Annotated in this window: 17 protein-coding genes and 1 riboswitch; of the genes, 8 read left to right on the top strand and 9 right to left on the bottom strand. The window is 71.8% G+C overall.

Annotation, left to right across the window (positions count from 1 at the left end; translation table 11 throughout):
- Window positions 1-111: 111 nt before the first annotated feature.
- Window positions 112-209: riboswitch (glycine riboswitch) on the top strand.
- A gap of 193 nt (window positions 210-402) precedes the next feature.
- Complete coding sequence (gene gcvP, locus ACZ4FH_RS28500; RefSeq protein ID WP_467308450.1) at window positions 403-3,288, top strand: aminomethyl-transferring glycine dehydrogenase; 2,886 nt, start codon at window positions 403-405, stop codon at window positions 3,286-3,288.
- Between the two features lie 97 nt (window positions 3,289-3,385).
- Here the strand turns inward: gcvP and ACZ4FH_RS28495 are convergent, their stop codons facing one another.
- A complete protein-coding gene (locus ACZ4FH_RS28495; protein ID WP_383637967.1) occupies window positions 3,386-3,592 on the bottom strand; it encodes a DUF5999 family protein in 207 nt (68 codons plus the stop codon).
- 321 nt (window positions 3,593-3,913) lie between these two features.
- On the bottom strand, window positions 3,914-4,507 hold the full coding sequence (locus ACZ4FH_RS28490) for a hypothetical protein (RefSeq protein ID WP_467308448.1): 594 nt from the start codon (window positions 4,505-4,507) through the stop codon (window positions 3,914-3,916).
- 480 nt (window positions 4,508-4,987) lie between these two features.
- Between ACZ4FH_RS28490 and ACZ4FH_RS28485 the strand changes: the two genes are divergently transcribed.
- Window positions 4,988-6,493 (top strand): glutamate-cysteine ligase family protein, encoded by a 1,506-nt coding sequence (locus tag ACZ4FH_RS28485; protein ID WP_467308446.1) that lies wholly within the window; start codon window positions 4,988-4,990, stop codon window positions 6,491-6,493.
- Between the two features lie 54 nt (window positions 6,494-6,547).
- Here ACZ4FH_RS28485 and ACZ4FH_RS28480 read toward each other — a convergent pair whose 3' ends face one another.
- Entirely contained in the window at window positions 6,548-8,338 is a 1,791-nt protein-coding gene (locus ACZ4FH_RS28480) for a substrate-binding and VWA domain-containing protein (protein ID WP_467308444.1), read from the bottom strand.
- Window positions 8,339-8,522: 184 nt separating this feature from the next.
- Here ACZ4FH_RS28480 and ACZ4FH_RS28475 point away from each other — a divergent pair, with 184 nt between their 5' ends.
- Entirely contained in the window at window positions 8,523-9,302 is a 780-nt protein-coding gene (locus ACZ4FH_RS28475) for a CPBP family intramembrane glutamic endopeptidase (RefSeq protein WP_467308443.1), read from the top strand.
- 74 nt (window positions 9,303-9,376) lie between these two features.
- On the opposite strand, the gene ACZ4FH_RS28470 is transcribed toward ACZ4FH_RS28475, so the two are convergent.
- Window positions 9,377-10,198 carry a PhzF family phenazine biosynthesis protein gene (locus ACZ4FH_RS28470; protein WP_467308441.1) on the bottom strand — a complete coding sequence of 274 codons (822 nt, stop codon included), beginning with the start codon at window positions 10,196-10,198 and terminating at the stop codon, window positions 9,377-9,379.
- Between the two features lie 121 nt (window positions 10,199-10,319).
- Entirely contained in the window at window positions 10,320-10,580 is a 261-nt protein-coding gene (locus tag ACZ4FH_RS28465; RefSeq protein ID WP_467308439.1) for a hypothetical protein, read from the bottom strand.
- A 196-nt stretch (window positions 10,581-10,776) separates the two neighbouring features.
- On the opposite strand from ACZ4FH_RS28465, the gene ACZ4FH_RS28460 reads away from it, so the two are divergent.
- Window positions 10,777-11,598, top strand: a complete 822-nt coding sequence (locus ACZ4FH_RS28460) for an MBL fold metallo-hydrolase (protein ID WP_467308437.1) — start codon at window positions 10,777-10,779, stop codon at window positions 11,596-11,598.
- An 81-nt stretch (window positions 11,599-11,679) separates the two neighbouring features.
- On the opposite strand, the gene ACZ4FH_RS28455 is transcribed toward ACZ4FH_RS28460, so the two are convergent.
- Complete coding sequence (locus ACZ4FH_RS28455) at window positions 11,680-12,807, bottom strand: NADAR family protein (RefSeq protein ID WP_467308435.1); 1,128 nt, start codon at window positions 12,805-12,807, stop codon at window positions 11,680-11,682.
- Between the two features lie 179 nt (window positions 12,808-12,986).
- On the opposite strand from ACZ4FH_RS28455, the gene ACZ4FH_RS28450 reads away from it, so the two are divergent.
- Complete coding sequence (locus ACZ4FH_RS28450; protein WP_467308433.1) at window positions 12,987-13,610, top strand: PadR family transcriptional regulator; 624 nt, start codon at window positions 12,987-12,989, stop codon at window positions 13,608-13,610.
- Between the two features lie 88 nt (window positions 13,611-13,698).
- On the opposite strand, the gene ACZ4FH_RS28445 is transcribed toward ACZ4FH_RS28450, so the two are convergent.
- Together ACZ4FH_RS28445 and ACZ4FH_RS28440 are read right to left on the bottom strand one after the other, a co-directional pair.
- Complete coding sequence (locus tag ACZ4FH_RS28445) at window positions 13,699-14,130, bottom strand: type II toxin-antitoxin system Rv0910 family toxin (protein WP_467308431.1); 432 nt, start codon at window positions 14,128-14,130, stop codon at window positions 13,699-13,701.
- 78 nt (window positions 14,131-14,208) lie between these two features.
- On the bottom strand, window positions 14,209-14,415 hold the full coding sequence (locus tag ACZ4FH_RS28440) for a hypothetical protein (protein ID WP_467308429.1): 207 nt from the start codon (window positions 14,413-14,415) through the stop codon (window positions 14,209-14,211).
- Window positions 14,416-14,660: 245 nt separating this feature from the next.
- On the opposite strand from ACZ4FH_RS28440, the gene ACZ4FH_RS28435 reads away from it, so the two are divergent.
- Window positions 14,661-15,194, top strand: coding sequence for a peptidase (locus ACZ4FH_RS28435; protein WP_467308427.1), 534 nt, complete (start codon window positions 14,661-14,663; stop codon window positions 15,192-15,194).
- A 10-nt stretch (window positions 15,195-15,204) separates the two neighbouring features.
- On the opposite strand, the gene ACZ4FH_RS28430 is transcribed toward ACZ4FH_RS28435, so the two are convergent.
- On the bottom strand, window positions 15,205-15,801 hold the full coding sequence (locus ACZ4FH_RS28430) for a TetR/AcrR family transcriptional regulator (protein WP_467308425.1): 597 nt from the start codon (window positions 15,799-15,801) through the stop codon (window positions 15,205-15,207).
- A gap of 126 nt (window positions 15,802-15,927) precedes the next feature.
- On the opposite strand from ACZ4FH_RS28430, the gene ACZ4FH_RS28425 reads away from it, so the two are divergent.
- Together ACZ4FH_RS28425 and ACZ4FH_RS28420 are read left to right on the top strand one after the other, a co-directional pair.
- On the top strand, window positions 15,928-16,386 hold the full coding sequence (locus ACZ4FH_RS28425; RefSeq protein WP_467308423.1) for a nuclear transport factor 2 family protein: 459 nt from the start codon (window positions 15,928-15,930) through the stop codon (window positions 16,384-16,386).
- Window positions 16,387-16,486: 100 nt separating this feature from the next.
- Complete coding sequence (locus ACZ4FH_RS28420) at window positions 16,487-17,518, top strand: EamA family transporter (protein WP_467308421.1); 1,032 nt, start codon at window positions 16,487-16,489, stop codon at window positions 17,516-17,518.
- The last annotated feature ends 16 nt before the right edge of the window (window positions 17,519-17,534 follow it).

Below are 17,534 nucleotides of genomic sequence, written 5' to 3'. Positions count from 1 at the left end.
TCCCTCCCACTGGTCGCGGCTACTCCACAGGCACTACAGAAGTCCACAATCGTGGTCCCGGCCACTCGGGAAGGGAGCCGGGGACCCCGCTGGTAGGCTGGATACGGCTGCTGACCCCGTGCGGGAGAGTCCTCCGGAAGCCCTCCGGAGGGCGCCGAAGGAGCAAATCCTCCCCGGAATCTCTCAGGCCCCCGTACCGCACGGACGAGGTCACTCTGGAAAGCAGGGCGGGTTCCGTACGGCGTGTGCCGTGCCGGGTCCCTCCCTCACCGACGGTGAAAACCGGTGCGCCCCGCGGGCATCGGTGAAGCTCTCAGGTTGAGATGACAGAGGGGGAGGCCGTTCGGGCACCCCGCGCCGTGGTGCCCCTCGCAGGTCGTGACAGACCAGGAGGCCTCCATCATGACCCCCCGTCGCCCTTCGCTCGCCCAGCTGGAACAGGGAATCCCGTTCGAGCAGCGCCACATCGGTCCCGATGCCGAGGCCCAGGCGAAGATGCTCGCCCAGGTCGGTTACGGCTCGCTGGACGAGCTGACCGCCGCCGCGGTGCCCGACGTGATCAAGAGCGCCGAGGCGCTGGCCCTGCCGGACGCCCGTACCGAGGCCGAGGTCCTGGCCGAGCTGCGCACGCTCGCCGACCGCAACCAGGTGCTGGCCCCCATGATCGGGCTCGGCTACTACGGCACCTTCACCCCGCCGGTGATCCTCCGCAACGTCATGGAGAACCCCGCCTGGTACACGGCGTACACGCCGTACCAGCCCGAGATCTCCCAGGGCCGCCTCGAAGCCCTCCTGAACTTCCAGACGATGGTCGCCGACCTCACCGGGCTGCCCACCTCCGGTGCCTCGCTGCTCGACGAGGGCACCGCCGCCGCCGAGGCCATGGCCCTGGCGCGGCGCGTCGGCAAGGTCAAGCAGGGCGTCTTCCTGGTCGACGCCGACACCCTGCCGCAGACCGTGGCGGTCATCGAGACCCGGGCCGAGCCCACCGGCGTCGAGGTCGTCGTCGCGGACCTGAGCGACGGGATCCCGGCCGACCTCGCCGAGCGCGGCGTCTTCGGCGTGCTCCTGCAGTACCCCGGCGCCTCCGGAGCCGTGCGCGATCTGCGCCCCCTCGTCGAGCAGGCCCACGAGCTGGGCGCGATCGTCACCGTGGCCGCCGACCTGCTGGCGCTCACGCTGCTCACCTCGCCCGGCGAGCTGGGCGCGGACATCGCCGTCGGCACCACCCAGCGCTTCGGCGTCCCGATGGGCTTCGGCGGACCGCACGCCGGCTACATGGCCGTCCGCGAGAAGTTCGCCCGCAGCCTTCCCGGCCGCCTCGTCGGCGTCTCCGTGGACGCGGACGGGAACAAGGCCTACCGGCTGGCGCTCCAGACCCGCGAGCAGCACATCCGCCGCGAGAAGGCCACGAGCAACATCTGCACCGCGCAGGTGCTGCTCGCCGTCATGGCCGGCATGTACGCGGTCTACCACGGCCCCGAGGGGCTGCGGACCATCGCGCGCCGCACCCACCGCTACGCCGCGATCCTGGCGCGGGGGCTGCGCGACGGCGGCGTCGAGGTGGTCGGTGACGCCCACTTCGACACGCTCACCGTCCGCGTCCCGGGCGGGGCCGCCGCGGTCGTCGAGGGCGCCCGCGCCCGCGGGGTGAACCTCCGCCTCGTCGACGCCGACACCGTCTCCCTCGCCTGCGACGAGACGACCACCCGCACGCTGGTCGAGTCCGTCTGGGCCGCCTTCGGCGTCGAGGCGGACGTGGAGGCGCTGGACGCCACGACCGCCGACGCGCTGCCCGAGGGGCTGCTGCGCGACGACGCGATCCTGACCCACCCGGTCTTCCACCAGCACCGCTCCGAGACCGCGATGCTGCGCTACCTGCGCCGCCTCGCCGACAAGGACTACGCGCTGGACCGCGGCATGATCCCGCTCGGCTCCTGCACCATGAAGCTGAACGCGACGGCCGAGATGGAGTCCATCACCTGGCCCGAGTTCGGCGCGCTGCACCCGTTCGCCCCGGCCGAGCAGGCGGAGGGCTTCCTGACGCTCATCCACGAGCTGGAGGAGCGCCTGGCCGAGGTCACCGGCTACGACGCGGTCTCCCTCCAGCCCAACGCGGGTTCGCAGGGCGAGTTCGCGGGCCTGCTCGCCGTCCGCGCGTACCACCGCGCCAACGGTGACGAGAACCGGACCGTCTGCCTGATCCCGTCCTCGGCCCACGGCACCAACGCCGCGAGCGCCGTGATGGCCGGGATGAAGGTCGTCGTGGTGAAGACCGCCGACGACGGCGAGGTCGACGTCGAGGACCTGCGCGCCAAGATCGCGCAGCACCGCGACGAGCTCGCGGTGCTGATGATCACCTACCCGTCCACCCACGGTGTCTTCGAGGAGCACGTCGCCGACATCTGCGCCGAGGTCCACGACGCCGGCGGCCAGGTCTACGTGGACGGCGCCAACCTCAACGCGCTGGTCGGTCTCGCCAAGCCGGGCCGCTTCGGCGGCGACGTCTCGCACCTGAACCTGCACAAGACCTTCTGCATCCCGCACGGCGGCGGCGGTCCGGGCGTCGGCCCGGTCGGTGTGCGCGCCCACCTCGCGCCGTACCTGCCGAACCACCCGCTGCAGCCCGCCGCGGGCCCGGAGACCGGCGTCGGACCGATCTCGGCGGCACCCTGGGGCTCGGCGGGGATCCTGCCCATCTCCTGGGCGTACGTACGCCTGATGGGGGGCGAGGGCCTCAAGCGCGCGACGCAGGTCGCCGTACTCGCGGCCAACTACATCGCCAAGCGGCTGGAGCCGCACTACCCGATCCTGTACACCGGCCCGGCGGGCCTCGTCGCGCACGAGTGCATCGTGGACCTCCGGCCGCTGTCGAAGGCGACCGGCGTCAGCATCGACGACGTCGCCAAGCGCCTCATCGACTACGGCTTCCACTCGCCGACCATGTCGTTCCCGGTCGCCGGCACGCTGATGATCGAGCCGACCGAGAGCGAGGACCTGGCGGAGCTGGACCGTTTCTGCGACACGATGATCGCCATCCGCGCCGAGATCGAGAAGGTGGCCTCGGGCGAGTGGAGCGGGGACGACAACCCGCTGGCCAACGCCCCGCACACCGCGGCCGCGCTGGGCGGGGAGTGGGCGCACGCCTACAGCCGCGAGACGGCGGTCTTCCCGGCCGGGGTCTCGCCCGCCGAGAAGTACTGGCCGCCGGTGCGCCGCATCGACGGCGCGTTCGGCGACCGCAACCTGGTCTGCTCGTGCCCGCCGCTGGACGCGTACGACGACTGATCCGGGAGCGACGTCGCGAACGGGCGGCGTGACGCGGACACGCGTGGGGGCCGGTGCGGAGATCTCTCCGGGCCGGCCCCTTTTCCGTACCTGCGGCTCAGGCCGCCTTCGCCACCCGGCCGGTGCCCAACGGCCGGTGCGGGGCGATGATCTGTCCGTCGGGAAGCAGCTCACCGGTGTCCTCGAAGAGCAGGACGCCGTTGCACAGCAGGCTCCAGCCCTGTTCCGGGTGATGGGCCACCAGACGGGCGGCTTCCCGGTCGGCGGAGTCGGCTGTCGGGCAGGGTGGCTGGTGCTGGCACATGGATGGGTTCTTTCGCTGCGTCGAGTTGAATGTCCTGCGGCTGGACGAGGTGTTCATGACCGCTCCCCCGTATCGATCGGTCCGATCCCAGTGTTGCCCCACGGACGTCATTCCGCAGGGATTTCGCAGCAGCGCTCCTTCTCCTCTCATGACGCGTCACCCAGCCGGACGGTTCAGCGCAACTGCACTGTCCCTTCGGGTGGTTCGGGGTGGCCGGATGGGGCTAGTCCGGATGGACCCCCGGCTCCCGCGGGCATGCGCGGCGCCCCGCCGCCGGGGTACCGGTGACGGGGCGCCGCGCATGAGGCGTGGGGGAGGGGCTCAGGCGGGCGAGCCCAGCAGGGGGCCGGGACCGGGTGCGATACGGGTGGTGATCACGGGGAGCAGATCGGCGACCCGGTGCGGACGGTGTGCCGCGATACCCGGTGGGGCGGGAGCGAGCGGGACGAGGAGATCGGCCGGGGCGGGGGCGCCGAGGGTGGCGTCCGCCGCGATGTCGCCGTGCAGCCAGAGCGCGAGCATGTACAGCTCGGGGATGGACAGCAGCCGCGGCTGGTACGGGGTGGGGGCCGCCTCCGCCTGGCGCAGGGCGAGTTCGGTCGAGGCGAGGTACGGGCCCTCGAAGAAGTGCGAGAACGCCCAGCCGTCGGGCGTGAGCATGGTGTCGGCCGCGGCGACGGCCCGTTCCGTGCCGCGGATCAGGAAGCGCCAGCCGATGAGGCGGGTGGTCGGCGCGAGGGCTCCCGGTGCGATGCGGTCCAGCACGTGGACGGGGAGCGGGTGATCGGGGCTCAGTGGTTCCTGGGCGGACCGCAGTGCTGGTGTGCGGGCCTCGCGGACGGCGGTCGGTGAACCGAGGGCCGCGAGAACGCTGCGCAGGGCGGGCGCGGGGGCCGGGGGAACATGCAGCGGCATAGTGGGTCGCCTCTCACTTCGGAGACACGGTGGTGCGTGGGCGGGTGCAGACGGCGGTGTCGGCGTGCGGGGCCAGAGGAGGCCGGTGACTGGGCCGGTGCGTCAACTCTCTGCCTCGTCCGCGGAGTTTATACGACACGTGTTCACACGATGTTTCCACTAGCCGTCGTGGTGATTGCCGACAAGGCGGTATCCGGACTTTATTATGCGGAGATTACGCTGATTCGATGCGCGCGGCGCAGTCACCGCCTCGGGTTTTTCCCGCGTCGCGGTCGGCCGAAACGTGCCGGTGCTTTCCCCGTATGCCGATCGGGAAACTGCGGGCTGCGCCATGCCGAGTGAATGTGCCTCGGGCCTCGTTCTTCAGATTAGCGGCCGCATGCCGTCCGCGGGGCGTTACGGATCTCTCCGTCTGGGCATTATCGACCCTGACGCGAGCGGTCTGGGCCGCGGGCCGCCCACTCGAGGAGGGACCCTTCGATGGGGGAGAAGGTCGTGGCGGACGCCTTTGACCTGTCCGACCGGCAGCGGTATCGGACCAAGCTCCACCAGTGCCTGGAGGGGCTGGAGAGACTTCTGGCGGACCGGAGGTTCGATCGCCCGCGCAACCTCATGGGGATGGAGATCGAACTGAATCTGGCCGGTGCCGACGGTATGCCGAAGATGTTGAACGGACAGGTACTGGACCGTATCGCCAGCCGTGATTTCCAGACGGAACTGGGGATGTTCAATCTGGAAGTGAACATAGTTCCCCATCATCTGTCAGGCCGCGTTCTCGATCAGCTGGCCGAGGAGCTGCGGGCCGGGCTGGGATATGCCGACCGGAAGGCCGCCGAGGTCGATGCCGGGATCATGATGATCGGAATACTTCCCACGCTCGGGCGCACCGACATGGTCCGGTCCAACCTCTCCGACGTGGACCGCTACGCCCTGCTCAACGATCAAATGGTGGCGGCCAGGGGCGAGGATTTCTCCCTGGATATCGAAGGCGTGGAGCGACTGGTCTGCACCTCCGGATCGATCGCCCCGGAGGCCGCCTGCACCTCCGTGCAGCTCCATCTCCAGGTGACCCCCGAGCGCTTCGCGGACGTCTGGAACGCGGCCCAGGCCGTGGCCGCGGTGCAGGTGGCGCTGGGGGCCAACTCTCCCTTCCTGTTCGGCCGTGAGGTGTGGCGGGAGTCCCGGCCGCCGCTCTTCCAGCAGGCCACGGACACCCGGCCGCCCGAACTGCAGAACCAGGGCGTGCGGCCGAGGACCTGGTTCGGCGAGAAGTGGGTGGACTCGGCCTTCGAGCTGTTCGAGGAGAACCTGCGCTACTTCCCGCCGCTGCTGCCCCTGTGCGACGAGGAGGATCCGCTGCGCGTCCTCGACGACGGCGGGGTGCCCCGTCTGCACGAGCTGGTCCTGCACAACGGCACCGTCTACCGGTGGAACCGTCCGGTGTACGGGCTCGTGGACGGCGTACCGCATCTGCGCGTGGAGAACCGGGTCCTGCCCGCCGGGCCCACCGTGGCCGACGTCATGGCGAACACCGCCCTCTACTACGGGCTGGTCCGGGCGCTGGCGGAGGAGCCGCGACCGGTGTGGACCAGGATGCCGTTCGCCGCGGCGGCGGAGAACTTCGAGAACGCCTGCCGGCTGGGCATCGACGCCGAACTGCTCTGGCCCCGCCCCGGCCGCTCCGGCGGGCTGACCCGGGTGCCGGCCGTGAAGCTCGTACGGGACGAACTGCTGCCTCTGGCCGCCGCGGGGCTCGACGCGTGGAACGTCGAGGCCGCCGACCGGGACCACTATCTCGGGATCATCGAGGGGCGCTGCCGGCGGCGGACGAACGGGGCGTCCTGGCAGGCGGAGGCCTATCACCGGGCCCGCCGCGCGGGGCTCGCACGGGGCGACGCGCTCGCCGCGATGACCCGGCGGTACGGCGAACTGATGCAGGCCGGTGAGCCCGTGCACACCTGGCCCGCGGACATTCCGGCGGCATGAGGCGGGCCCGGCGGGAACCCCGGAGGATCCCGTCGGGCCCGGTCGCCCCGTGTCCTACTCCTCCTCGGCCGCGCGGCCGTTCTGGCCGGCGGTCATCACGGCCTGGAGGATCACCGCCTGGATCTCCGCCGGGTCGTTCACCTGGTAGCCGCCGCCCCCGGTGATCTTGGCTATGTCGTTCAGCTCGTCGCGGTCCGCCTCGGGACCCACCGCGATGGCGAGCAGCGGAACGGGCCGCTCGGGGTCGCTGATCCTCTTGAGCTCCGCGATCAGCGCGGAACGCGAGATCGACTGCTCGTCCTGGTTGGAGCCGTCCGTGAGGATCACGACCGCGTTGAACTTGTCCTTCACATAGGTGCGCTGGGCCTCCTTGTACGCGGCCAGCGTCGTGTCGTACAGACCGGTCGCACCGTCCGGCACGGGCTTCAGCCCGGCGAAGGCGGCGGCGAGCTTCTCGCGGTGGGTGCCGCCGCCCTTGGCGGCGTCTCCGAGCCGCGCGGTCGCCACCAGCTGGCGGTAGTCCTTGTCGCCGTCGAGCGTGGTGGCGAACTCCCAGAGTCCGATCTCGTCGTTCGGCGTGAACTGGTTGAGCGCCTGGATCAGCGAGGCCTTCGTCACGTCCATCCGCGACTGGTTGCGGCCCGGCACGATCGTGGCCATCGACCCCGAGGCGTCGACGACGGTGGTGAGCCGTGCGCTCTGCACGGTGATCGTCCACATGCCCAGCGTCTGCTGGAGGGCCTCGTCCGGGAGGGCGGAGCCGGGCACCGTGGCGTAGGGCTGGGGCGACTTGGCACCGGCGGCCGCGACCATGGCCTCGTCGGGAGTGCCGTCGACGGTGCGGAAGCCGTGCTCGCGCAGCGTGCGCTGGGAGGCGTCCTCGGACAGCAGCGTCATGAAGCGGAGCGCGGCCCGGCTCTGGTCCGTGGTCAGCTCCTCCTCGTTGACCAGGGCGAAGGGATAGTCGAGGAGGGGGGTGCCGTCCTCGGGGTAGAAGAGGTTGAGTCTTCCGCCGCCGGTGGACTCGGCGTTGTGGGCGAAGGCGGCCTGCTCGGAGAGGAGCACCGCCTGGTTGCGGGCGGGATTTCCCTGCTCGGCGCCCGAGCTGTCCTGCGGCAGCGTCCCGGCGACCTGGGTGTCGCCGTCGGACATCCGCTGGGCCAGCAGTTTGGCCGTGGCCGCGACGCGGGTGTCGCTGTCCCCGCCCTGTTTGTCGGAGGAGATCCCGATGCTGGTGAGGGCCAGCAGGCCGGTGGCGCTGCGCGCCGGGTCGGCCGCTCCCAGCCGGACCTTGTCGGACTCCATGGCCGCGGCGGTCAGCTCGGCCCAGCTGTACTTCTTCTTCGGCCAGCCGAGGCTCTTGGCGGCCGAGGGGACCATCGCCAGGGTGACCGGCGACGAGGCGACGGAGTCGCCCGGAGTGATCGGTACGGCGTCTCCGGTGCCCTTGGCCCGGGTCAGCCACAGCTCGGAGTCGGGGAGCCACATCTGGTAGTCGGGCGTCTTCGCGCCGCGGGCGAGAGCGTCCGCGACCTTGTACGAGTCGCGGGCCACCACCTCCACGTCCACGCAGTGCCCGTCGGACTTCAGGTTGTCCTTGCGTGCCCGGTCGGCGACGGCACGCACGGCGGGAGCGATGTCCGGGGAGGACATCATGGTCAGGTGTACGGCGCTGTCGTCGCAGGACTTCGAGAACGACAGCAGGCCGCCCTGTGCCGCTACCGCTGTTCCCCCGGCGACGGCGAGAACGAGCATGGTGGCGATGACCACGGTACGGCGGCGGCGCGGAGGACGGTCCCCGCTTCCGTCCGCCGCGTAGTCGTCCGGCAAGCTGTGACGTCCCATGTCGGTGGTGCCCCTCCTTGAGGATGAACAAGGAAAAGGGGGACCACACCATCGGCGATGGTGCTCGTCCCCCGGCCTGTCGCGCATGATCTTCGTACCTGCATTCGAGACCCTAGCGGCACGGGGAGCGGCATGGGACGGGAATGCACAACTGAGGGCAGGTGTACAGGTGGAGGCAGGGCGCGTGGCTGAATCTTTTCCTCAGGAGGCCGTGTCACAACGGATTCTGCGGTCCGAAACGGTGCTGGTCCTGGCGCTCTCGCTGGGCGCCAGCGGGGTGTCTGCCCTGATCAGTTTTGTCGGATCCTTGACGAAACCAGGGGGTTTGAAGGATCAGGCGGCCACGCTCAACAGTTCCTACGCACCGGGCCGGCCCTGGCTGGATCTCGCGTGGCAACTCTTCAGTATCTCCACGGCACTGGTCCCCGTCGCGCTCGTCGCCCATCTCCTCCTCCGGGAGGGAACGGGCCTGCGCGTCATCGGTTTCGACCGGAGCCGGCCGTGGCAGGACCTCGGCCGCGGCACCCTGGTCGCGGCGGGCATCGGCAGTGCGGGACTGGCCTTCTACCTCGTCGCCCGCGCCTCCGGCTTCAACCTCACGGTCGTCCCCGAATCGCTCCCCGACGTGTGGTGGAAGTTCCCCGTTCTCATTCTTTCGGCGATCCAGAACTCCGTGGTGGAGGAAGTGATCGTCGTCGGCTATCTGCTGCGCAGGCTGGGGCAGTTGGACTGGACGCCGATGGCCGCCCTGGTGGCCGGCTCGGTGCTGCGCGGCTCGTACCACCTGTACCAGGGCATCGGCGGATTCCTCGGCAACATGGTGATGGGCGTCGTCTTCGTCCTCCTCTACCGGCGCTGGCAGCGGGTGGGCCCGCTGGTCGCCGCGCACGCGCTGCTCGACATCGGCGCGTTCGTCGGATATGCGCTGCTCGCCGGGAAGGTGGACTGGCTCCCGACGCCGTGACAGGGGAACGGGAGGGGCGGACCGCGCTACGAGGGCGGCCGCCCCTCCCGTCGTACGGCGGTGGTCCGGAACCTCTACGGGGCGACGAGCAGATCGCCGTCCACGACGGTCACCGCGTGCCCGGTGAGGACGGTGCGGTCGCCGCGCAGCGCGGTGCGGACCAGTCCGGAGCGGGCGGAGGCCTGGAGACCGGTCAGTTCCGCGCGGCCGAGCCGGGCCGACCAGAACGGGGCGAGGGCCGTGTGGGCGCTGCCCGTCACCGGGTCCTCGTCGATGCCCACGCCGGGGAAGAAGCCGCGCGAGACGAAGTCGTGGCCGCCCGCGGGATCGGCGGCCGCCGCCGTCGCGATGACGCCGCGCCGCGAGAGGCCGGCCAGGGCCGCGAAGTCCGGCGTCAGCGCCCGTACGGTCGCCTCGTCCTTCAGCTCCACCAGCAGATCGCCCACGTGCGGACCCGTGTCGTGGACCGACACCGGCTCCGCGCCCAGGGCCGCGGCCAGCCCGTCCGGCGCGGTCTCGGGCGTGAGCGGGGCGGTCGGGAAGTCCAGTTCGATCGCGCCGTCCGGTGTGGTGCGGGCGGTCAGCACACCGCACCGGGCGGCGAACCGGACCGTGCCGCTCGCGGTCCCGGTGGTGTGCAGGATGTGGGCGGTGGCGAGCGTGGCGTGGCCGCACATGTCCACCTCGGTGGCCGGGGTGAACCACCGCAGCGCCCAGTCGGCGTCGCCGCCGGGCGGCAGTGGGTGGGCGAAGGCGGTCTCGGAGAGGTTCAGCTCCGCGGCGATCTGCTGGAGGCGGCTGTCCCCGGGGAATCCGTCCGGGCCCAGGAGCAGGACCCCGGCCGGGTTGCCGGCGAAGGGGCGGTCGGTGAACGCGTCGACGATTCGAATCCTCATGGGCCGACCGTAGGGGCGTGGCCGCGCGGCGGGCCAAGGCCAATTCCGTATCGGCGGCCCCTCGACGCCGAACGGACCTGCCCCGGACGCACCTGCCTCGGACGCAGCTGCCTCGAACGGCTCAGGGGATGCTCGTGAGCGGCCAGGTGTTCGGAGGATTGCGCCGGGCGGCGGCACGGATGTGCACCAGGGCCAGTACGGCGCTCATATGCGTCTTGCCCTCGGAGAACCGGACGTGGTCCGCGCAGAACCAGACGGCGTTCTCGGGGTGCCCCTCGCGGTCGGTGGGCGGCCCGGTGGGGCGGAAGTACACGAGGGTGAAGAACGCGACGGGGTGGTCCCTGCGGGAGGCACGGCAGATCGCGCAGGACGGAGGCATCATCGTCGGTCAACTCCCCTCCGTGAAACCGGTCGAGGAGTGATCCTACAATCGGCTCGGCACGGTCCTGCGTGGCCGTGCCCGGTTCTGCCGCGTGCCCCGCCCCGTGCGGCGGGGACGGCCACAACGGCCCGCGCGGCATCCGGCGCGACATCGAGGCGTACGGGGTGCCGTCCGCACCCGAGACGACGGAGGTTCCATGCGCGTGATCTCGAGCGGCAGGCACCACACCACGTTCGCCTTCGGCGATCTGCGGGTGACCTCGTTGCGGGACGGGTACCTCGACATGCCGCCGACCCGGCTCCGCGACGAGGACGGGAGCCCACTCGGTGAACTGCCGGCCGCCGTCCCGCTGCCCGGCGGCAATCTGCGGCTGTCGGTCAACGCCTTCTTCGTCACCGACGGGACGCGGTCCCTCCTCGTCGACGCCGGCGCGTCCGACGCCTGGCACGAACCGACCTTGGGACTGGTCCACGACGCGCTCGACGAGGCGGGGATCGACCGCTCGCGCCTCACCGACGTGGCCGTCACCCACCGGCACGTGGACCATGTCGGCGGGCTGATCGCGCCGGACGGCTCGGAGGCGTTCCCCGGTCTCGAACGCGTGTGGATCGGAGCCGCCGACGCCTCGGTGTTCACGGGCCGCCTCGCCCCGCTCCGCGACCGCGTCGTCCCCGTGTCGGAGCGGACCGCGATCAACGACTGGGCCGTGGCGCTCCCGACGCCCGGTCACACCCCCGGCCACGTCGTCTACGCCGCCGAGAACGGCACCGGAGACCGCCTGCTCCTCTGGGGCGACACCGTGCACGTCCCCACGCTCCAGTTCGGCCGGCCGCGTGTGGCCTGGGAGTTCGACGTCGATCAGCCCATGGCCCGCACCGCGCGAGCGACCCTCCTCGAACAGCTGACGCGCCCGGGGCACTTCGTGGCCGGCGCGCACCTCGACTCACCCGGCATCGCGCGCGTCACTCCTTCCGGTGAGGGATACGCGCTGGAGTACCTCGCGCCGTCGATCGGCTGATCCCGTCCGCGTCCCTCTCGGGGCCGGCCGGCCCGGCACGTCGGGGTCCGGCCGGCCGGTGAGCTGGTGCGTCCGGGCGGGTCACTCCCCGAAGATCCCCGCGCGCCGCGCCCGTAGCTCGGACCGCACGAGTTCGAGAAGGCGCCCTCCCCAGTTGCGGCCCCGGCCGGCGTTGTCGCCCCAGAAGGCCGAGTCCACGTCGTCGTAGATCAGGGTGGCATCGTCCGTCGCCAGGAGGACATCGGCCAGTTCCGGGTGCTGGTCGTACTTGGCGCGCAGCAGACGCGTCATGACGGCGGTCCTGAGGTGCTCCCAGTCCTCCCGGCGCGGGGCCTCGGCCGCCAGCCTTCGTGCCTCGGCGGCGGATTCGGCCGTCGCGACCGCGCGCCGGGTCCCGGGCTCGGTGACCGAGAGCGCCCAGTAGGCATGGGCGACGGACGGGTAGTCCGTGTCCCCGACGGTGATCGGCGCCGGGTAGTCGTGGCGCAGGCCGAGTCTTCCGGGCTGCGGCACGGGCTTGTTCGGATACGAGTGCCGGAGGTGGAGCGCCGGGGCCCGCGCGCCCTCCGGTCCGTCCGCCGGGACGCGGGTGGCCCGCTCGGCGATCCGGCGCGCCCGCTCCTCGAAGTACGCGAGTGCCTCGTCGTAGTCCTCCTGCGTCACCGTCTCGGTTTCGCCGAACGGCAGCCGGTCCAGGCCGCCGGGCCCGGCCACCAGGATCCGCAGCGGCCAGTCCTTGAGGTCCATGTCGCCCAGTGCGTACCGGCGCTGTGTCTCGGGGACGGCCAGGTACGCGGTCCGGACGGACGCCCGGTTCGCCTCGGTCCGGTCGGCGAGGAACACATCGACGGCGGCCAGGCAGCGGCCGGTCGAGTCGGGCCGCTTGTTCAGCCGGTCGATGGTGTCGCGGACCTCGGCGAGCAGCAGTTCGGGGGTGAGCCGGTTCCACGGCTCGCCGAACTTCCAGTCCGCCAGCCCGTGCGCGGAGGCCTCGCCGCCCTCCGGAAGGCTTGTGGCCACCCAGCCGGTGCGCAGCTTCTCCTCGAACTCCTCGACCGTGACCAGGCCCCAGCAGTCGATGAGTCCGTCGGCGTAGATGAAGAGGTCGGTGAGGAAGTGGGTGCCGCCGTTGCGGATGAAGGCGTGGCGCCAGGTTCCGGGTATGCGGACGCCGTCCGCGCTGCGATGGGTGATCCGTGTGCGGTCCATCCCGGGATTCTGCCGCATCGTCCGCAGGCCGGCCCCGGCGAGGGCGACCGGCGGGACCGCCCTGTCGAGGGGCACCGTCGCCCCTGCCTGCATGTTTGCCAAGCGAGCGGTTCCGATATATCGTCGAAGCATCGCGACAGTACAGCGATACCAAGATTGATACGAGAAGGAGTACGGCCATGCATGCACACGACCACGGACATGGACACGGACACGGTCGCGGCCCCTGTGGGCCCGGCCGGCACGAGCAGGGGGACTTCGAGGGGCGTCGGGCGGCCTTCGGGCAGTTCGGGCCGCCGTTCGGCGGAGGGCCCTTCGGGGGAGGCCCGTTCGGCGGGCGCGGCCGGGGCGGTGGCCGGGGGAGGGCGCGGCGCGGTGATGTGCGCGCGTCGATCCTCGCCCTGCTGAAGGACCGCCCGATGCACGGGTACGAGATGATCCAGGAGATCGGCGAGCGCAGCGGCGGGGCCTGGCGGCCCAGTCCCGGCTCGGTGTACCCGACGCTTCAGATGCTGGAGGACGAGGGGCTGATCGTCAGCGAGAGCGAGGGCGGCAAGAAGCTGTTCACGCTCACCGAGGCCGGTCGCACCGAGGCGGAGTCCGGACCGGACGCGCCCTGGGAGGAAGCCGGTCGCGGAGTCGACTGGGAGAGCCTCAACGAGGTCCGGCAGGCGGGCTTCGGGATGATGGAGGCGTTCGGCCAGGTCTGGAAGACCGGCTCGGCCGAGCAGCGCGAGAAGGCGCTGTCGGTGATCAACGACGCCCGCAAGAAGCTCTACCTCATCCTCGCCGACGAGGGCTGACCCGTTCGGTGGGACACATGAGGAGAGGTGCGCACCAGGGCCCCGCGGCCGAGCCGCGGGGCCCTTCGCCGTACCCGTCGCGCGGTGGTCAGGCGACGATCAGTCCGTCCAGCTTGCGCAGGGACTCGACGAGCGCCGCCGTGGCCGAGTCCTTGAGCTTGCCCGCCATCAGCGAGACCGCCGCGCCCGTGAACTCGCCGTCGATCCGCAGCGCCGTGGCGTCGCCGTCCGGCGTCAGCGCGTACCGCATCTTCAGGTTCACGCCCATCGGGCCCTTGCCCGTGGTCGTCAGCAGCCGGCCCGTCTCCAACTCCGCCACCGTCCAGGTGACCTCCGCCGGGAAGCCCATGAGCTTCATGTTCTCCTCGTAGGTGGCGGCCAGTTCGAGTGTGTCCGGGCCGCCCTTGGGGAAGCTGGTGTGCGTGGCGTTCCACTCCCCGTACGTGCTGAAGTCGGTCAGCTGGGCCCAGACCTTCTCGGCCGGTGCCCCGATGCGCGCCTCTGCACTGACTTCGGCCATGCGACCACCCCTTCTCGACGGGTTACGGTGTCGCGGAACGTAGCCGCAGTGGCGTGAACATTCAATGCTGATGAACCGTCAGAAATGATGGCCGGGCTCCTGTTCCGTCCCGGCCCGGCGGATCTCCGCCGCGTCGAAGCGGTCGGAGGCGCGCGGGTGGGGTCCGTCGTCGTGGCAGTGGAACGCCGCCCAGAACAGATCGGCGGGCAGGGCGTCGGGCGGGGCGTGGACCCGGTAGACGTAGTCGCGCCCGTCCAGCGCGGGCAGGGAGACCAGCCAGCTCATCCGCGCAACCGCCTCCTCCCCGCCGTACCGGTGCCTCGTGCTGTGGGACGTGTGCGGGGAGGTTCGCGGTTGCTCCGGGAGCGCGAGGCAAGGCGGCGCGCGCCGGGTTCCCGAACGTGTTCCCGAAACGGCCCGATCTCATCCGTAAGGAGGAGGTCCCGCTCCTCCGTGCACAACTCGGGTCGGATGCGGCGATGGGACTCCGCGGGGACGCTTCCGGGCTCCCGGACTGATGGGGTGGAAGGGTGCAGAACCGTACGCCGCGCATCCCCCAGCAGCCCGCAGCGCACCACCGCGCCGAGTTCGACGCCGCATTCGGTGCCGAGCTGGGCGCCGTGGTGTCGGGTGCGCGCAGACGGGCCCTTCGGGACGGCGACCGGCAGATCGACACCGCCCATCTCCTGCACTCCCTGATCGAGTCCGACCCCGAGGTGCGGTCCGCCTTCGACGGCGGTCCGCAGCTCGCCAGGGTGCTCGGCTACCTCGTCCAGCGCAGCATCGGATACGGGCTCCGCTGGCAGGGGGCGGTCGAGGACACCGGGGCGGTCCCGGTGGTGCCGGACGCGGCCGCCGACGGCTGGTCGCCCTCGGCGGCGTCCGCGATGGCGGAGGCGTGCGCCCGCGCCAGGTCGCTCGGCCGGGAAAGGGCCGAGGGGGTCGATCTCCTCGCGGTCCTGGCCGCCGACCGGGAGTGCCGGGCCGTCGAGGTGCTGGAACGGGCGGGCGTCGACACCGGGTCGCTCGCGGGCAGGGCCGGGCAGGCCGCCGGGTGGCGCTGAGCCGCCGGGCTCAGCCGGCCGGGCGGACGAGCGCCTCCAGGGCCGGTCGGAGCAATGCGGTGATCCGGTCGGCCGGTACGTCCCGCAGCGCGCTGAGACCGAGCAGCTGATGACCGAGCGTCGCGCCCACCATCGTCGTGACGATCAGCGCCGCGCGCAGGTCCGCGTCCGGGTTTTCGTCGTGGAGCGGCCCTTCGCCCCCGGCCGTGGCCAGGGCCCGGCCGATGCCCGCGATCTGCTCGTCGAGCCCCTCGCGTACGTGTGAGGCCGCCGCCGGGTCCGTGAGCATGGAGCGCAGCATCGCCCGAGCCCCGTCGGGAAGCCCGCCGAGCTTGACGCCCAGACCGGTCAGGAGATGGTCGAGCAGGGCCTCGCCGTCCGCCGCGGGTGCGGGAGCGGGGGAGGCCTGTACCGCGCGGGTGAACAGCTCCCGTTTCGAACCGAAGTACTGCATCACCAGGGCCGGATCGACCCGGGCCGACGCCGCCACGGCGCGGATGGTGGTGCGGTCGAACCCCTTCGCCGCGAACAGCTCCCGGGCGCACGCCAGGATGCGGGCCTCGGTGGCCCGGCGGCGGTCCGCGCGGGAGGTGGGGTGCGTCGTCACAGCCGGACTCTACATGCGTTGACCGAATCCGTTGACCCGTTCCCCGGCGGCTCGTATCGTCATTCACTCAACACTTGTTGAGTGAAGTTCGGCGGAGACGCCGGCCGAGGAAACGGAGTGGGTTCCATGACGAAGACGAGCGGTACGGACGCCGGCCGTACGCCGCGGGAGGTCCTCGACCTCTACCACCGGGCCATGCGGGAGATGGCGGCCGACGACCTGGCCGATCTGTACGCGGAGGACGCCACGCACGAGTTCCCGTTCGCCACGCCCGGATTTCCCGGCCGCTTCGAGGGGCGCGAGGCGGTCCGGGCCGGATACCGGGCGGCCTGGGGCGCCTCGCCGCTGCGGATGGTGGAGATCGCCGACGTGGTCGTCCATGAAGCCGCCGAGGCCGGCACCCTCGTCGGTGAGCACGTGGCCGTCGTGGAGTCCGCGCGGGGCGAACGGTTCGCCGTCCCCGGGCTGCTGGTCGTCCGGGTCCGCCACGGGCTGATCGCCCGGATGCGGGACTACATGGACGCGCTCGCCGTCGGCCGCGCGGGCGCCTCGATCGCCTCGGCACCCCCGGCCGCAGCGGTCTGACCGGCCGGAGCGCGGCGCGCGAGCCCCCCGCCTCCGGAGTGTGATCCGCGACAGGTGCTTCGGGGGTGACGCTCCTGACGGCAGCTGTCATGATGTGCCGATGCACGCGTCTCAGGGGAGAAGCGCCGGTCTGGGACTCGCCCTGGCCTCGGCCTTCGCATTCGGCGGTTCCGGTGTGGCGGCCAAGCCACTCATCGAGGCGGGGCTCGACCCGCTCCACGTGGTGTGGCTCAGGGTGGCGGGCGCCGCGCTCGTCCTGCTCCCCGTGGCCTGGCGCCACCGGCACCTGGTCCGCACCCGCCCCGTGCTGCTCCTGGGCTTCGGACTCCTCGCCGTCGCGGGCGTCCAGGCCTGCTACTTCGCCGCCCTCTCCCGCATCCCGGTCGGCGTCGCACTCCTCGTCGAGTACCTGGCGCCCGCCCTCGTCCTGGGCTGGGTCCGCTTCGTCCAGCGCAGGCCCGTGACCAGGGCCGCCGCCGTCGGCGTCGTCCTCGCAGTGGGCGGTCTGGCCTGCGTCGTCGAGGTCTGGGCGGGCCTCGGGTTCGACGCCCTCGGTCTGCTGCTCGCCCTCGGCGCGGCCTGCTGCCAGGTCGGCTACTTCGTCCTCTCCGACCAGGGCGGCGGAGGTCCGGCTTCCAGCCGGAGCGGTACCGACACGGCGAGGAGGGCCGAACCCCCGAACCCGGTCGGCGTCATCGCGTACGGACTCCTCGTCGGGGCCGTCGTCCTCACCGCCGTGGCCCGGCCCTGGACCATGGAGTGGTCCGTCCTCGGCGGCGACACCGGCATGAACGGCGCCCAGGTGCCCGCCTGGCTGCTGCTGGTCTGGATCGTGCTCCTGGCCACCGTCGTCGCGTACGTGACCGGCGTGATCTCCGTCCGGCTGCTGTCACCCGCCGTCGCGGGCGTCGTCGCCTGCCTGGAAGCGGTCGTCGCCACCGTGCTCGCCTGGGTGCTCCTGGGCGAACACCTGGCCGCCCCGCAGCTCATCGGCGGCGTGCTGGTGCTGGGGGGCGCCCTCATCGCCCAGTCGTCGACCCCCTCGGCGCCCTCCGGACCGGTCGCGAGCGGGCCGGGCGGGGAACCGGAGGCAGCCGGCAGCGAGTTGTCGGCCCGCGGGGCCGCCCTCTAGAGTCGCGGCCATGCAC

Source organism: Streptomyces sp. NPDC024555 (assembly GCF_055559335.1).
Note: the sequence above shows the minus strand (reverse complement) of the source record. Positions and strands in the feature narration are given on the sequence as shown.

Bases quoted from the DNA above. Each gene is read 5' to 3' on its own strand.
- gcvP (WP_467308450.1), top strand. From the start codon at position 403: ATGACCCCCCGTCGCCCTTCGCTCGCCCAGCTGGAACAGGGAATCCCG.
- ACZ4FH_RS28495 (WP_383637967.1), bottom strand. From the start codon at position 3,592: ATGTGCCAGCACCAGCCACCCTGCCCGACAGCCGACTCCGCCGACCGG.
- ACZ4FH_RS28490 (WP_467308448.1), bottom strand. From the start codon at position 4,507: ATGCCGCTGCATGTTCCCCCGGCCCCCGCGCCCGCCCTGCGCAGCGTT.
- ACZ4FH_RS28485 (WP_467308446.1), top strand. From the start codon at position 4,988: ATGGGGGAGAAGGTCGTGGCGGACGCCTTTGACCTGTCCGACCGGCAG.
- ACZ4FH_RS28480 (WP_467308444.1), bottom strand. From the start codon at position 8,338: ATGGGACGTCACAGCTTGCCGGACGACTACGCGGCGGACGGAAGCGGG.
- ACZ4FH_RS28470 (WP_467308441.1), bottom strand. From the start codon at position 10,198: ATGAGGATTCGAATCGTCGACGCGTTCACCGACCGCCCCTTCGCCGGC.
- ACZ4FH_RS28465 (WP_467308439.1), bottom strand. From the start codon at position 10,580: ATGATGCCTCCGTCCTGCGCGATCTGCCGTGCCTCCCGCAGGGACCAC.
- ACZ4FH_RS28460 (WP_467308437.1), top strand. From the start codon at position 10,777: ATGCGCGTGATCTCGAGCGGCAGGCACCACACCACGTTCGCCTTCGGC.
- ACZ4FH_RS28455 (WP_467308435.1), bottom strand. From the start codon at position 12,807: ATGGACCGCACACGGATCACCCATCGCAGCGCGGACGGCGTCCGCATA.
- ACZ4FH_RS28450 (WP_467308433.1), top strand. From the start codon at position 12,987: ATGCATGCACACGACCACGGACATGGACACGGACACGGTCGCGGCCCC.
- ACZ4FH_RS28445 (WP_467308431.1), bottom strand. From the start codon at position 14,130: ATGGCCGAAGTCAGTGCAGAGGCGCGCATCGGGGCACCGGCCGAGAAG.
- ACZ4FH_RS28440 (WP_467308429.1), bottom strand. From the start codon at position 14,415: ATGAGCTGGCTGGTCTCCCTGCCCGCGCTGGACGGGCGCGACTACGTC.
- ACZ4FH_RS28425 (WP_467308423.1), top strand. From the start codon at position 15,928: ATGACGAAGACGAGCGGTACGGACGCCGGCCGTACGCCGCGGGAGGTC.
- ACZ4FH_RS28420 (WP_467308421.1), top strand. From the start codon at position 16,487: ATGCACGCGTCTCAGGGGAGAAGCGCCGGTCTGGGACTCGCCCTGGCC.